The organism is Pseudomonas sp. A-B-19 (assembly GCF_019947515.1).
Classification (GTDB): Bacteria; Pseudomonadota; Gammaproteobacteria; order Pseudomonadales; family Pseudomonadaceae; genus Aquipseudomonas.
In genome coordinates this window covers 1-14,494 of record NZ_JAGYGN010000040.1, presented here as the reverse complement: position 1 = coordinate 14,494, position 14,494 = coordinate 1, and the positions used below count along the sequence as shown (strand labels likewise).

Below are 14,494 nucleotides of genomic sequence, written 5' to 3'. Positions count from 1 at the left end.
ACACTGTTGTGGCACACAACGACGCTCCGTCTGTTAGTTCTCACCGTTGTGCATCTCATCATTCAGGGATTGAATGTTCTCCTTACATAGTCGCCGCCCAAACTTCTGGATCGGGACGACTCGCAAGGAGATGCGGTGCATGTCAAACCAGTCCGCTTTTGCCTTCTCCGCTTCCCGGAACACCCCCGGGACCCTCGATACGACGTTTGCCGCCAACGGCAAAACCCAGGTGTATTTCGTCGACAGCCTTTCCAGCCTCGCCAATGATATTGCGATCGATGCCCAGGGCCGCTTGCTGGTAGCCGCAAAAGTCGACATGGCCGATGGCAGCCGCTTTGGTCTGGCCCGCTTGCTGGAGGATGGATCGGCAGACCTTGCGTTCGGCAAGCAAGGCAGTGTCATCGGCCAATTCGAACCGGGGTTCGAAGCCATGGGCGCCAAGGTCCTGATCCTGCCCGACGGCAATATCCTGTTGGCCGGCCTGCAATACGTAAATGCACACCGCACGCTCCCGGCCCTGGCATTGCTGGATCAAGACGGTCACCTGGTTCGAAGCTTTGGCGATAATGGCCGCCGTGTCGTGCGATTGCCTGGTGGTTTGTCCCTGGGCATGCGCGATAAATGGCTCCCTCCCGGTGTGCCAGGCGCTGAAGCCTGCGATGTCGACGTACAACAAGACGGCCGGATCCTGATCCTGGCCAACCATCACTACGAACTGGCTGATCACGTCGGCCTGTTGATCCGCCTGGATGTCCAAGGCTCGCTGGACGGCTCGTTCAATGGCAGCGGCTTCGTGGTGGTCAGGCACCTGCTGATGAATACCTGGCTCAGCAGCCTGACGGTACAACGCGATGGCCGAATCCTGGTCGGTGGATCGATCAACTTTCCTGAAGAAGGCTTGCTGGCACGCTATCACGCGGACGGCCGCCTCGACGACCGTTTTGCCGTGGATGGATTCATGACCTTCAAGGCGCAAGGGCATCGCGCCCGTGTCAGTCAGGTGGTCCAGCAAAACGAAGGCGACATCCTGTGTTTTGGCAGCAGTTGCGAGCCGATGCACTGCCTGACCTTCAAAATGCGCAGCAATGGCCGACCCGACAATCATTGCAACGGCGGAAAACCACAGCGGCTGCAAATCGGTCACAGCGGATGCCAGTGGATTGCTGCGCAGTTACTGCCCGATGGCTGTGTGCTGACAGCGGGTGCAACCATCGGCGGCGTTGAAGCAGACTTCATACTCGGGCGATACCTGCCCAACGGCCATCCCGATCGCCGCTTTGGCAAAGGCTGCGGGTGTACGCGTACTCGCCTGGGCCCCAGCCCGGATACCGCCACCTGTGTCACGGTGCAGGCCGATGGAAACATCGTGGCGGGCGGCTATTCGCTGCAGGGCGGTTACAAGGCAGTCGTCGCGCGCTTTCTGGGCTGACCCGATGCGTTATTCCTGCGCTTGATCTTCTCGCCCGCTTACGGCAACTTGCGCGCTTCTTAAAACAAGGAGCAGCCGATGTCCGGTTCAATGGCCCAGGCGTTCGCGCACAACTTTCTCGGAAACTCGCCCCGTTGGTATAAGGCCTGCATCGTCGGTTTTCTGATTCTCAATGCCCTGGTGCTGTGGACCGTGGGCCCGGTGGTGGCCGGCTGGCTGCTGGTGCTCGAGTTCATCTTTACCCTGGCCATGGCGCTCAAGTGTTATCCGCTGATGCCCGGCGGCCTGTTGTTGATTGAAGCCCTGCTGCTGAAGATGACCACGCCACAGGCGCTGTACGACGAGTTGCTGCACAATTTCCCGGTGATCCTGCTGCTGATGTTCATGGTGGCCGGTATCTATTTCATGAAGGACTTGTTGCTGTACCTGTTCTCGCGCCTGCTGTTGGGGGTTCGTTCCAAGGCCCTGCTGGCCCTGATGTTCTGTTTCTTGTCGGCCTTTCTGTCGGCGTTCCTCGACGCCTTGACCGTGACCGCCGTGATCATCAGCGCCGCCGTAGGCTTTTACTCGGTGTATCACCGCGTCGCCTCGGGTAACGATCCGCGTCAGGACAGCGAGTTCAGCGACGACAAGCAACTGCCCCCCCTGCATCAGGGTGATCTCGAACAGTTCCGCGCCTTTCTGCGCAGCCTGCTGATGCACGGTGCCGTGGGCACCGCTCTGGGCGGTGTCTGCACGCTGGTCGGTGAACCGCAGAACCTGCTGATCGGTCATGAAATGGGCTGGCACTTCTCCGAGTTCTTTACTCAGGTTGCGCCGGTATCCCTACCGGTACTGGTTGCCGGACTGGTGACGTGCATTCTGCTGGAAAAGCTGCGCTGGTTCGGATACGGCACGCTGCTGCCGGATAACGTGCGCGCGGTACTGGCCAACTACGCCGCCGAAGACAATGCCGAGCGCACCACACGCCAACGTGCAGCGCTTCTGGTGCAGGGCTTTGCCGCATTGATTCTGATTGTCGGGCTGGCGTTTCACATCGCCGAAGTGGGTTTGATCGGTTTGATGGTCATCGTGTTGATCACCGCCTTTACCGGTATCACCGACGAACACCGCCTGGGCACGGCGTTCAAGGACGCCATGCCATTTACCGCATTGTTGGTGGTGTTTTTCGCCGTGGTCGCGGTGATTCACGATCAGCAACTGTTCACCCCGCTGATCCACTGGGTGCTGACGCTGCCGGCGGGCCAACAACCGGGCATGCTGTTCATTGCCAACGGCCTGCTGTCCGCCATCAGCGACAACGTATTCGTGGCAACCATCTACATCACCGAAGTGAAGCGTGCCTTCATGGCGGGTGAGATGACCCGTGAGCATTTCGAGACGCTGGCCATTGCAATCAATACCGGCACCAACCTGCCTAGCGTGGCGACGCCCAACGGTCAGGCAGCGTTTCTGTTCTTGCTGACTTCAGCGATTGCGCCGCTGGTACGCCTGTCTTACGGACGGATGGTCTGGATGGCGTTGCCGTACACCGTGGTGATGGGCCTGCTCGGGTGGTATGCGGTGAGCTACTGGCTGTAACTGCCGGAGCAGTTGATCTGTGTCGAACACGAAACCTGTGTACACCCTCGAACATTGTGGGAGCGAGCTTGCTCGCGATGAGGCCGGCACATCCAGCATTGATGTTGACTGCCCCACCGCTATCGCGAGCTCGCTCCCACAGGAGATGCGTGTTATCCGAGGCGGTGCCAGACGCGACCATCACGGGTGAGCAGCTCTTCCCCGGCCTTGGGACCGTTTTCCCCGGCGGCATAGCTCTGCACGCTGGAATCGAGCTGCCAGGCATCCAGGAACGGTTGCACCGCGCGCCAGCCGTTCTCGATGTTGTCGGCACGCTGGAACAGAGTCTGATCGCCTGTCAGGCAATCGTAGATCAGGGTTTCGTAGCCGGTGGACGGCTGCATCTCGAAGAAGTCCTTGTAGGCAAACCCCAGCTCGATGTTGTCCATCTTCAGGGCCTGACCGGGACGCTTGGCCAACAGATCGAACCACATGCCTTCGTTGGGCTGGATCTGAATGCGCAAATAGGTCGGCTGCAACTCGTCGACCTCGGTATCGCGGAACTGCGCATAGGGCGCCGGTTTGAAACAGATGACGATCTCGGTGTCACGCACGCTCATGCGTTTGCCGGTACGCAGATAGAACGGCACGCCGACCCAGCGCCAGTTGTCGATCATGACCTTGAGGGCCACATAAGTTTCGGTATTGCTGTCAGGGGCGATCTTGTCTTCCTGGCGATAGCCCGGTAGTGCCTTGCCGTCAATCTCACCTGCCGTGTATTGACCGCGTACCGAGTTGGCGCGGGCCTCCTCCACCGTCCAGGGCCTGATCGCGCCGACGACCTTGGCTTTCTCGCCGCGCACCGCATCGGCGCCAAACGCTGCAGGAGGCTCCATCGCCACCATCGCCAGCAACTGGAACAGATGATTGGGCACCATGTCCCGCAGGGCGCCGGTGTGCTCATAAAAACTGCCGCGGGTTTCCACGCCGACGGTTTCGGCGGCGGTGATCTGCACATGATCGATGTAGTGATTGTTCCAGAACGCTTCGAACAGGCTGTTGGAAAAACGGCTGACCAGAATGTTCTGCACGGTTTCCTTGCCCAGGTAATGATCGATCCGGTAGATCTGCTTTTCTGTCATCACCTTGAGCAGGCAGGCATTCAAGGCCTCGGCCGTTTGCAGGTCGGAGCCGAAGGGTTTTTCGATCACGACCCTTCTGAACGCCTCGGGAGTCTCCTCCAGCAAGCCGGCAGTACCGAGGCGGCGTGCCACTTCACTGAAGAATCGCGGTGCGGTAGCCAGGTAGAACACCGCATTGCCGGTTCCGCTGTCGGCGATTTTCGCCGCCAGCGCTTGATAAGTGCTGTCGTCCAGGAAATCGCCCTGGACGTAGCTGATGCCTTTGGCGAGTCTGGACCAGACCGCTGGATCAAGGGTGTGCTCACCCTTGCCAGACATCTCGTTTCGAATGAAATCCTCGAGCTTTTGCGCAAAGCCTTCATCGCTGATGGCGTTGTGGTCAACACCGATGATCCGCAGTCCATCCCCGAGTAGCCCGTTGCGCTTGAGGTTATACAGCGCCGGCACCAACAGACGCTTGACCAGGTCACCATGGGCGCCAAACAGGAACAGCGTCGTCGGTGGTGCGGGCTCAGCCTTGGATTTCCTGCGGATCGCATGGGTCATTTTTTCGAGGTCTCCACATGGCCGCCGAAGCCGAAGCGCTGGGCCGAGAGAACCTTGTCGCCAAAGGTCCCTTGCCCACGCGAGCGGTAGCGAGAGAATAGCGAATTCGACAGCACCGGCACCGGTACCGCTTGCTCCATGGCGGCTTCGATGGTCCATTGTCCTTCACCGCTGTCGGCCACGGACCCGGAGTAACCGTCGAGTTTTGGATCGCTGGCCAGGGCGTCGGCAGTCAGGTCCAGCAACCATGAAGACACTACGCTGCCACGGCGCCAGACTTCGGCGATGTCCGCCACGTTCAGGTCGAAACGCTGGTCTGGCGGCAGACTCTCGCTGTTTTTGGTCTTGAGGATGTCAAAGCCTTCGGCGAAGGCCTGCATCATTCCGTACTCGATGCCGTTGTGGATCATTTTCACGAAATGCCCGGCGCCCGCGGGACCGGCATGAATGTAGCCACGCTCGGCACGATCGTCGTCGGACTTGCGGTCCCTGGTGCGCGGAATGTCGCCCAGGCCCGGGGCCAGGGTTGCGAACAGCGGGTCGAGGCGCTTGACGGTCTCGGCATCGCCGCCAATCATCATGCAGTAACCGCGGTCCAGGCCCCAGACGCCGCCGGAGGTACCGACGTCGATGTAGTGCAGGCCTTTTTCCGACAGGGTTTTCGCCCGGCGGATATCGTCCTTATAGAAGGTGTTGCCGCCGTCGATGATGGTGTCGCCGGCATCGAGCAAGGTGCTCAGGGTGTCGATGGTTTCTTCGGTCGGCGCGCCGGCCGGCAGCATGACCCACACGGCACGCGGCCTGTCCAGGCCAGCGACCAGCGCTGGCAGATCGGTGACGCCCGTGGAGCCTTCTGTGGCCAGGGCTTCGACAAAGGCGGTATTGCGGTCAAAAACAACGGTGGTGTGCCCGTTGAGCATCAGGCGCCGCGCAATATTGCCGCCCATGCGGCCCAGTCCAATAATCCCGAGTTGCATGTACTGATGCTCCCTACTACAAATAAAAGTGTGTCAAAGGTTATAGCCCAACGCGACTCATGAGGTTAGTCCAGAGCGTTGGCGTGAAGTTTCCGGGCATTGTGCCCGATCCTGATGGATAACGTCGGGAATCAAGCCGAAGACACAACGACCATGAAAAATAAAAAAGTTCCCTTCAGGGGCAAAAGAAATCAAAATTGGCGCCGATAGTAGATCAGCCGTTGTTTTCGAGGCGGTTCTACAGTTGAGACACGCCATTTGCGAGGTGAGCAATGGGCACAGTACACACCGCACTGCCAGCACAAACCCTTTACGTCACTATCCGTCGCGATGAATTGCGCCAGTTGAAAGACGAACGCGATCAATTGAAACAGGAGCTGGCGCAGTTGCGACTGCTGCTGCAAGGCAATCAGGTGCAGCCCCTGGCTGTGACGCAACGCGCCCCACTCGCCTGACCCCTCCTTTCAAGCGGGAGCAGTCTGCACTGCTTCCGCACCGGCTCATGCCCTCCCACCCTCGGCAAAGAAGACTGTTGGTGAAGCTGATTCCCATTTAACGGATTCGGCGGATAATGCCATTTCGACACTGCTTCATTGATTCATGGACGAAAGGCATCCGACATCTGTAGTGGGAGGCAAACCATGAAACGCACCACATTGATCCTCGCCGGCCTGATGGCTTTGGGCGCATCCAGCGCTTTTGCCGAAGGTGGAGCCGAACGCATGCGCTATTACTACGAAAGCCTGCGACTGGCCCAGCAACAAGCCTTGGGCCACCCCATCCAGAGCACTGAGCTGTGGGTGCCCGACGATCAAACCGCACAAATGACTGAAACCTACAGGCCGAAATAACCCATAGGCCTCTGACTGCGGCTCTACAATCGGAAAAGACTGTCGGGCGTCCTGATGGACGCCCATTTTTTTGGCTGTTGAGTCAGAGGCTCTTGGTCCAGAACAGCATCCGTCCGTGGGCCGGGTCGAACATGCCAGCAGCGAAACCGGCTTTTTCATAGGAACCCTGCGCCACGGCATTGCCCTCCAGCACTTCCAGGGTGAGCTTGCAGCAGCCACGCTGACGGGCGATGTCCTCGACCTTTTGCAACATTTTCTGGCTCAAGCCCAGGCCGCGAAATTTTTTCACCACCGACACATCATGCACATTGACCAGCGGCCGGCAGGCAAAGGTCGAGAATCCCTCGAAGCAATTGACCAGCCCGGCCGGCTCCCCCCCGACAAAGGCCAGCACACTGAAAGCGTGGGGGCGCCTGGCGAGCTCTGCCGGGAGTTGCGCCAGTACATGGGCTGGCAACGGCTGGCCGCCCCCCATCGGGTCCTCGGCGTAGTGGTTCAACACCAGACAAATAGCCTCGGCATGCACCGGATTGGTGTAACTGGCCTGAAGCACAAGAATTTCTGCGGAGTCCATTTCCATCCTCGATCACACATGAAGTAGCCTCCAGCATGTATTTCACGCTGAAGTGCCGGCTGACCATAGCGCGAGCACCATAGTGCCGACAATCGCAACCGCAGAAATCTCTGGTGCTCAAGCGCCCCAGATCAAGGCTTCGGTCCATCCCAGCTCGGCAAAGTCCTGGGCGCGCAAGTGCGACTCACCGGCGCAGAAAAACTCGTCGAGTTGCGGCGGCTTGACCGAGGTGCCACTGAGCATGGCGTGAACCTGTCCTCGATGATGGATCTGGTGTTCGAACAAATGGGACAGCAGGCGCAAACGGCTGTCGTGCTGTGGGGTGTCGCGGGCGATGGTCACGATTTTACCGAGGTCGGCGTCGCGCATCTGCTCGCAGTAGGCGATCAGCCGACGGTCGACGTGGGCCTGTTCACGAACGAGATCCGACGCCGCGAGACAGGGCTCGTCTTCCTTGAAAAACACCTGGCAATCGGGATGCGGATCGTCGCTGCGCAATTCGCGCTCCAGGGCGTCCACATAGAACCAGTCACAGGTGAGGATGTGATTGAGGGTGGCGCGGATCGTGGGGAAGAAACTGACCCGCGGGGCGCTCAGTTCCTGCTGGCTCAACTGACACCAGGCCTTGGCCAGTCGGTGATTGGCCCAGGCGTTCTGATAAGCCATGGTCAGCAAATGGTGCGACAGGGGCTGATTCATGTTCGCTGCTCCCGATCAAACTTCGGCAAACCGTTGCAGTTGCATTTCCTGTAATCGACTCAGGGTGCGACGGAACGGGAACTCCAGATATCCCTCGGTGTAAAGCGATGCCATTGGCACCCGCGCTTCAATGTACAGCGGCACCTTGCGGTCGTAGCATTCGTCCACCAGGGCGATGAAGCGTCGCACACCGTCGTCATGCACCGACAACTGTGGCAACTCGCGATCCCCCGCTTCCACCCGCTCGACACCGTCCTCGGTGCCACGGGCAATGCGCCCGGCGCGTTTCTGCGCACTGAGGTTGGGCACCTCACTCAACAGAATAGCGCTGTAGGTGTCGCACAGGGCGATGAAGTCCATGGCCGCGAAAGGTTGCTCGCACAGCGCGGCGTAACGGGTCCAGAGCACGGCCGGGCTGGCCTTGATCACCTCAAGGGAGCGGTAACCGACCCTGACCGACTCACTCGACACTGACTGGCCAACGCTCAACGTCTGGAACACTTCACCCAAAGCGCCGGGTTTATCGGGGTCGGCCACCCAATAACGTTGCGACTCGGCCCCCGGATGCAGGCGATGGTCTTCCCCGCCATCCACTGCAATCACTTGCATATGCTGCTTGATCGCCGCAATGGCAGGCAGGAAGCGGTCACGATTGAATCCGTCGGCGTACAACTGGTCCGGCGGCAGGTTGGAGGTGCAGACCACCACCACGCCCTGCTCGAACATCACCTGAAACAGGCGCCCGAGAATGATCGCGTCGCCGATGTCATTGACGAACAGCTCGTCGAAACACAGTACGCGAACCTCCTCGGCCAATTCTCGGGCCAACGCCTTGAGCGGATCGGCGGTGCCGGTCAGTTGAAACGAGCGTTGGTGCACCCAGCCCATGAAGTGGTGAAAGTGCTGGCGCCGCGCCGGTACTCGAAGACTTTGGTAGAACTGGTCCATCAACCAGGTTTTACCCCGCCCCACCGGCCCCCACAGGTATACGCCGGAAATGGGCGAACGGCCTTCATGCAGCGCTTCGTGGCATTTTTGCAGCGCCCACACGGCATATTCCTGGGCCTCGTCCTGGACGAAGCCCTTTTGTTCAATGGCGTGCTGCCAAGCGCTTAAGGGGGAATCGATAGTCATGGGCGGCAGTATGCCATTGCGCATGGAAAACGCGACCGGTGATCGGCGGTTTTGTGCAGGAAGGAAAAGCACCTTGACGCACTAGATTACCAGCATCATATTTTATAGATGTCGCAAACAATCTATTAAACCCTGTCGCCAGCCCCCTGGAGTCATCCCATGCATTACAAAGTCTTCGGTCGTAAAACCGGCTTGCGTGTTTCCGAACTGGCGCTGGGTGCCGGTAATTTCGGTACCGGTTGGGGCCATGGCGCCGAGCGTGACGAAGCAAAACGCATTTTTGAGGGTTATCGGGAGGCCGGCGGAAACTTCATCGATACCGCCAACGGCTATCAGGGCGGGCAGTCCGAGGCCATGCTCAGCGAATTCATCGCCGCAGAACGGGATAGCCTGGTCATCGCCACCAAATACACCCTCGGCACTACACCTGCGGCCGGCGTTTCCCACACTGGCAACAGTCGCAAAAACATGGTGCGCGCCGTCGAAGAAAGCCTTAAACGCCTGAGGACCGATCATATCGACCTGTTCTGGGCCCACATGAGCGATGGCGTCACGCCCATGGAGGAGATCCTGCGCGGCTTCGACGACCTGGTCAGTGCTGGCAAGATTCATTACGCCGGGCTGTCGAACTTCCCTGCGTGGCGCATCGCCCGCGCCGACCTGCTGGCGCAGATACGTGGCTTTGCACCGATTGCGGCGATTCAGGTCGAGTACAGCCTCGCCGAACGCACCGCAGAACGTGAACAATTGCCGATGGCCGAAGCCCTGGGCCTGGCCGCGACCCTGTGGTCGCCGCTGGGTGGCGGCTTCCTGACCGGGAAATACCGCAACACTGAAGGGGACAACCGCGCGAACAAGCTGGGCGTGTTGATTCATGCTGAAAAAAGCGCCCGCGAAACCGCTCTGCTCGATACCTTGATCGACGTCGCTGCAGAACTGGACGCCAGCCCGACCCACGTGGCCATCGCCTGGTTGCGGGAACAGGCCAAACGCTCGACCACGGCGCTGATTCCGATCCTCGGCTCCCGGACTCGTGAACAGCTGGACGCCACGTTGGGGGCGCTGAATGTGCAGTTGAGTGTTGAGCAATTGGCACGACTCGATGGCGTCAGTGACGTGGCCAAGGGCGTGCCGCACGAATCCATTTCCGGTTCGTCCGCACGGTTCAGCGGCGGTCAGATCCTCGACCTGCCAATCATTCCGGTGGCCTGACACCCCTCAAAACCGTAGGAGCGAGCTTGCTCGCGATGAGGCCATGCCAGCCAACTGAGATGTTGAATGCTAGACCGCCATCGCGAGCAAGCTCGCTCCCACAGGATTTGTGTACTACATCTCGACCTTATGCCTGACCGCATACAGACACAGCATCTCCATCGCCAGTGTCGCCGCCGCCAGTGACGTGATCTCTGCGCTGTCATAAACCGGCGCCACTTCCACCACGTCCATGCCCACCAGATTGATCCCGCGCAGTCCGCCGAGAATCTCCAGCGCCTGCACCGTGCTCAGGCCGCCACAAACTGGCGTTCCAGTGCCCGGGGCGAACGCAGGATCGAGGCAGTCGATGTCGAAGGTCAAGTACACCGGGTTGTCGCCGACCCGCGCCCGAATCGCCTCGACGATCGCTTCGCAACCACGGCGATGTACCTGCCGCGCGTCGAGCACCTGAAAGCCTTGATGATCATCGTTGGTGGTGCGCAAGCCGATTTGTACCGAGCGTGACGGATCGACCAGCCCTTCCCTGGCCGCGTGCCAGAACATGGTGCCGTGGTCGATGCGCTTGCCCTCTTCGTCCGGCCATGTATCGCTGTGGGCGTCGAAGTGGATCAGCGACAACGCCCCGTGCTTGCGGGCATGGGCCTTGAGCAGCGGATAGGTGATGAAATGGTCGCCGCCGAAAGTCAGCATCGCCGTGCCGGCATTGAGGATGCGTTCAGCGTGGGCCTCGATGCATTCCGGTGTCGATTGCGGCGAGCCGAAATCGAAGTCGCAATCGCCGTAGTCGATCACCGCCAGGTGATCGAACGGGTCGAAGGTCCATGGCCAGTGCCGTTCCCAGGCAATCCCGGCCGAGGCGGCGCGAATGCCCCGAGGTCCGAAGCGTGCGCCGGGGCGATTGCTGGTGGCGGTGTCGAACGGCACACCGCTGACAGCCACGTCGACGCCGCGCAAGTCACGGCTGTAGCGCCGACGCATGAAGCTGGTAATACCGGCGTAGGTACTTTCGGCGGCCGTGCCGTAAAGGCTGTCACGAGTAAGGGCTTGATCGTTCTGCATAGGGACGTCCATTTGAGGCTCCTTCATTTCTGGTTATTGGCGGCTACGGAAAGTGGTCCACAAACGGGTGCGCTGGCGCATGTCCTTGAGGCTCATGCTGCGGTCGGCATACAGCCGATCACGCACGTCAACCAGTGGGTAGATGTCCGGATCGGTGCGCACGGCTTCATCCACCAGCGGCGTGGCAGCCTGATTCGCCGTGGCGAAGAACAACGTATTGGTCAGTGCCGCCACGGATTCGGGACGCAACATGAACTCGATAAAAGCGCGGGCGGCCTCGGGGTGCGGTGCATCCTTGGGAATCGCCAGGTTGTCCTGCCACACGAGGGTGCCTTCCTTGGGGATCCGGTAGGCAATTTCATAGGGTTTGTTGGCCTTGCGCGCCTGATCGGCGGCCATGCTCGCGTCACCGTTGTAGGTCAATGCCAGACAAACGCTGCCATTGGCCAGGTCGCTGATCTGCCGTCCGGTAGCGACGTAAAGCACGTTCGGCTGTAACTGATGCAGTAAGACCTCGGCGGCTGACAGATCATTCTTGTCAGTGCTGTAGGGATCTTTACCCAGGTAATGCAGCGCCAGCCCGATCACCTCCTGGGGCGAGTCGAGAATGGCGATGCCACAGTCCTTCAACTTGCTCGCATACTCGGGTTTGAACAGCATATCCAGGCTGTTGAGCGGCACATCCGGCAAACGCTGCTTCACGGCTTCGACGTTCATGCCTAATCCCAACGTGCCCCAGGTATAAGGCACGCCGTAGCGGTTGCCCGGATCGACCGCGGCGAGCTTTTCCAGCAAATCCGGATCGAGGTTGGCGTAACCCTTGAGATCCTTGTGGGGAATCGGTTTCAACGCCCCGGCCGCGAGCCCCCGGGCCAGCACGCTGGAGGACGGTACGACCACGTCATAACCACTGCCGCCGGTGAGCAACCTGGTTTCCAGCACCTCAGAAGAATCGAAAGTGTCGTAGCGCACATGGATACCCGTCTCCTGCTCGAACCGTTGCAGGGTTTCGGGGGCCACGTAATCGGCCCAACTGTACAGATTGACCACCTTGTCCTCAGCCTGGGCCGAAACAGCGACGGCGAGCAACAGCGCGGGTAAACACAGCTTGAACATGGGAGCCATGACGAACACCTGACCAGAAGAAGTGGTTGCAGGATGCGTCGTCGGATACATTGGTGAAATATCAAGTTAATTAACCTGACTTTATGACGGAGTAATGTTTGATGCTCGGCCAACTGCATGATCTGGATCTGCAATTGTTGCGGCTGTTCGTCAGCGTGGTGGAGTGCGGCGGCTTCAGCGCAGCCCAGGGCGAGCTGGGGTTGAGCCAGTCGAGCATCAGCCAGCAAATGGCCAAACTGGAAACCCGCCTTGGCTATCGCTTGTGCAGTCGCGGCAAGGGCGGATTCAGGATCACTCCCAAGGGCGAGCAATTGCTCAGCGCCACCCGTGGACTGTTCCAGTCCATCGAAGCCTTCCGTCATCAATCCAACGGCGTGGCCGGACGCCTGATCGGCGAAGTGCGTCTGGGCCTGTCCGAAGCCCTGGATCAATCGGTGCTGCAACGGGTGGCCGAAGCAATCCGGCGCTTCCGTGAGCGGGACGAGTCGGTGCGTATCGAGCTGATCAGCGCCATGCCCGGCGAGATGGAACGCCTGCTGCTGCAACAGCGGCTGGACCTGGCAATTGGCTACTTCTCGCAAGTACAAAGTGCGTTTGACTACCGCGAACTGTTCATTGAAACCCAGCACCTGTATTGCGCCCCCGGCCATCCACTGTTCACCAACGCGAACCCGATCGATCAGGACCTGCAGGCCAGCGACCGGGTCGATCACCCCTACCGTTTCCTGCGCAGTGACGAACCCTTTCAGGGCAAGCGGTGTTCGGCACGTTCGGAGCAGGTCGAAGGCACCCTCGCCTTCATCCTTTCCGGCAAGCATGTCGGTTATTTGCCCAGCCACTTTGCCCGTGGCTGGGAAGACAAAGGTTTGCTCAGGGCCGTGCGTCGCGGCGACATGAGTTTCGATGTCGCGTTTCATCTGGCCCGGCATCGGGCTCAGGTGGCCGGCGAGGCGCAGAAGGCGTTCGAAGAGGATCTGCTGGCGGCGTTTGCCTGAATACGTGTTGGTCTACGCTGAAACAGTGCCGGTCATCACCATGCAAAAATGCACAGATAACCTGCACTTATCCGGGTTGTACAAGGCAAATTTGCACTGATACGATCCGTCATCGCTCGCGCGCGAGCATCTCGATAAAGAACAATAAAAGCAGGGAGTTAGTGATGACTGCTCAGGTTACTTCTCCAGGGACTCAGTCCATGGACGCCACGCAAAACGAAGTGCTGGCCGAGGTTCGCAACCACATTGGTCACCTGACCCTCAACCGCCCCGCCGGCCTCAATGCCCTCACCCTGGACATGGTGCGCAGCCTGCAGCGCCAGCTCGACGCCTGGGCCCAGGATTCGCGAGTACATGCCGTGGTCCTGCGCGGTGCCGGGGAAAAAGCCTTCTGTGCCGGCGGCGACATTCGCTCGCTGCATGACAGTTTCAAAAGCGGCGACACCTTGCACGAAGATTTCTTCGTCGAGGAGTACGCCCTCGACCTCGCGATCCACCATTACCGCAAACCGGTGCTGGCCCTGATGGACGGTTTTGTCCTCGGCGGCGGCATGGGCCTGGTGCAAGGCGCAGACTTGCGCGTGGTCACCGAAAAAAGCCGTCTGGCGATGCCGGAAGTCGGCATCGGCTACTTCCCTGACGTCGGTGGCAGCTACTTCCTGCCGCGTATTCCCGGTGAACTGGGGATCTACCTCGGCGTCAGCGGCGTACAGATTCGTGCCGCCGACGCGCTGTATTGCGGGCTGGCGGACTGGTATCTGGAAAGCGACAAGCTGGGCGCCCTGGACGAGAAACTTGACCAACTCCAATGGCACGACACGCCGCTCAAGGACCTGCAAGGCCTGCTGGCGAAATTCGCGGTGCAGCAACTGCCTGATGCGCCACTGGCGACGTTGCGTCCGGCCATCGACCACTTCTTCGCCCAACCCGATGTGCCGAGTATTGTGGAGCAACTGCGCCAGGTCACGATCGCCGACAGCCATGAATGGGCCGTCACCACCGCCAACCTGCTGGAAACCCGCTCGCCGCTGGCCATGGCCGTGACCCTGGAAATGCTCCGTCACGGACGCGAACTGCCCCTTGAGCAATGTTTCGCCCTTGAACTGCATCTGGACCGCCAGTGGTTCGAGCGCGGCGACCTGATCGAAGGCGTGCGCGCCTTGCTGATCGACAAAGACAAGACACCCC

14 protein-coding genes are annotated in these 14,494 nt (G+C 59.9%); 7 read left to right on the top strand and 7 right to left on the bottom strand.

Annotated features, from left to right (window positions below; translation table 11 throughout):
- Nucleotides 1-139 precede the first annotated feature (139 nt).
- Together KGA81_RS28020 and nhaB are read left to right on the top strand one after the other, a co-directional pair.
- On the top strand, nucleotides 140-1,429 hold the full coding sequence (locus tag KGA81_RS28020) for a hypothetical protein (protein WP_223550572.1): 1,290 nt from the start codon (nucleotides 140-142) through the stop codon (nucleotides 1,427-1,429).
- Nucleotides 1,430-1,507: 78 nt separating this feature from the next.
- A complete protein-coding gene (gene nhaB / locus KGA81_RS28015; protein ID WP_223550570.1) occupies nucleotides 1,508-3,010 on the top strand; it encodes a sodium/proton antiporter NhaB in 1,503 nt (500 codons plus the stop codon).
- A gap of 152 nt (nucleotides 3,011-3,162) precedes the next feature.
- Here nhaB and zwf read toward each other — a convergent pair whose 3' ends face one another.
- The gene (zwf, locus tag KGA81_RS28010) at nucleotides 3,163-4,677 is read right to left on the bottom strand and encodes a glucose-6-phosphate dehydrogenase (protein WP_223550567.1); all 1,515 of its coding nucleotides are present in this window, start codon (nucleotides 4,675-4,677) and stop codon (nucleotides 3,163-3,165) included.
- The gene (gene gnd / locus KGA81_RS28005) at nucleotides 4,674-5,654 is read right to left on the bottom strand and encodes a phosphogluconate dehydrogenase (NAD(+)-dependent, decarboxylating) (RefSeq protein ID WP_223550565.1); all 981 of its coding nucleotides are present in this window, start codon (nucleotides 5,652-5,654) and stop codon (nucleotides 4,674-4,676) included. Before gnd ends, zwf begins: the two co-directional genes overlap by 4 nt.
- Nucleotides 5,655-5,926: 272 nt before the next feature.
- Between gnd and KGA81_RS28000 the strand changes: the two genes are divergently transcribed.
- Together KGA81_RS28000 and KGA81_RS27995 are read left to right on the top strand one after the other, a co-directional pair.
- Nucleotides 5,927-6,109 carry a DUF6026 family protein gene (locus tag KGA81_RS28000; protein ID WP_223458176.1) on the top strand — a complete coding sequence of 61 codons (183 nt, stop codon included), beginning with the start codon at nucleotides 5,927-5,929 and terminating at the stop codon, nucleotides 6,107-6,109.
- A 186-nt stretch (nucleotides 6,110-6,295) separates the two neighbouring features.
- Entirely contained in the window at nucleotides 6,296-6,505 is a 210-nt protein-coding gene (locus KGA81_RS27995; RefSeq protein WP_223550563.1) for a hypothetical protein, read from the top strand.
- An 82-nt stretch (nucleotides 6,506-6,587) separates the two neighbouring features.
- On the opposite strand, the gene KGA81_RS27990 is transcribed toward KGA81_RS27995, so the two are convergent.
- The 3 genes from KGA81_RS27990 to zapE form a co-directional block, all read right to left on the bottom strand.
- A complete protein-coding gene (locus KGA81_RS27990) occupies nucleotides 6,588-7,079 on the bottom strand; it encodes a GNAT family N-acetyltransferase (protein WP_223550561.1) in 492 nt (163 codons plus the stop codon).
- Nucleotides 7,080-7,196: 117 nt separating this feature from the next.
- Nucleotides 7,197-7,778, bottom strand: coding sequence for a DinB family protein (locus KGA81_RS27985; RefSeq protein ID WP_223550559.1), 582 nt, complete (start codon nucleotides 7,776-7,778; stop codon nucleotides 7,197-7,199).
- Between the two features lie 15 nt (nucleotides 7,779-7,793).
- Nucleotides 7,794-8,912, bottom strand: a complete 1,119-nt coding sequence (gene zapE, locus KGA81_RS27980; RefSeq protein WP_223550556.1) for a cell division protein ZapE — start codon at nucleotides 8,910-8,912, stop codon at nucleotides 7,794-7,796.
- Between the two features lie 159 nt (nucleotides 8,913-9,071).
- Here zapE and KGA81_RS27975 point away from each other — a divergent pair, with 159 nt between their 5' ends.
- The gene (locus KGA81_RS27975; RefSeq protein ID WP_223550555.1) at nucleotides 9,072-10,124 is read left to right on the top strand and encodes an aldo/keto reductase; all 1,053 of its coding nucleotides are present in this window, start codon (nucleotides 9,072-9,074) and stop codon (nucleotides 10,122-10,124) included.
- A gap of 114 nt (nucleotides 10,125-10,238) precedes the next feature.
- On the opposite strand, the gene speB is transcribed toward KGA81_RS27975, so the two are convergent.
- Nucleotides 10,239-11,198: an agmatinase gene (gene speB, locus KGA81_RS27970; RefSeq protein WP_223550553.1), complete on the bottom strand. Its 960-nt coding sequence runs from the start codon at nucleotides 11,196-11,198 to the stop codon at nucleotides 10,239-10,241.
- A 21-nt stretch (nucleotides 11,199-11,219) separates the two neighbouring features.
- A complete protein-coding gene (locus KGA81_RS27965) occupies nucleotides 11,220-12,311 on the bottom strand; it encodes a polyamine ABC transporter substrate-binding protein (RefSeq protein ID WP_223550551.1) in 1,092 nt (363 codons plus the stop codon).
- Between the two features lie 101 nt (nucleotides 12,312-12,412).
- On the opposite strand from KGA81_RS27965, the gene KGA81_RS27960 reads away from it, so the two are divergent.
- Both KGA81_RS27960 and KGA81_RS27955 read left to right on the top strand, forming a co-directional pair.
- Nucleotides 12,413-13,306 (top strand): LysR family transcriptional regulator, encoded by an 894-nt coding sequence (locus KGA81_RS27960; RefSeq protein WP_223550549.1) that lies wholly within the window; start codon nucleotides 12,413-12,415, stop codon nucleotides 13,304-13,306.
- Between the two features lie 164 nt (nucleotides 13,307-13,470).
- Nucleotides 13,471-14,494, top strand: a 1,024-nt coding sequence (locus KGA81_RS27955; RefSeq protein WP_223550547.1) for an enoyl-CoA hydratase/isomerase family protein, incomplete at its 3' end; no start/stop codon positions are given.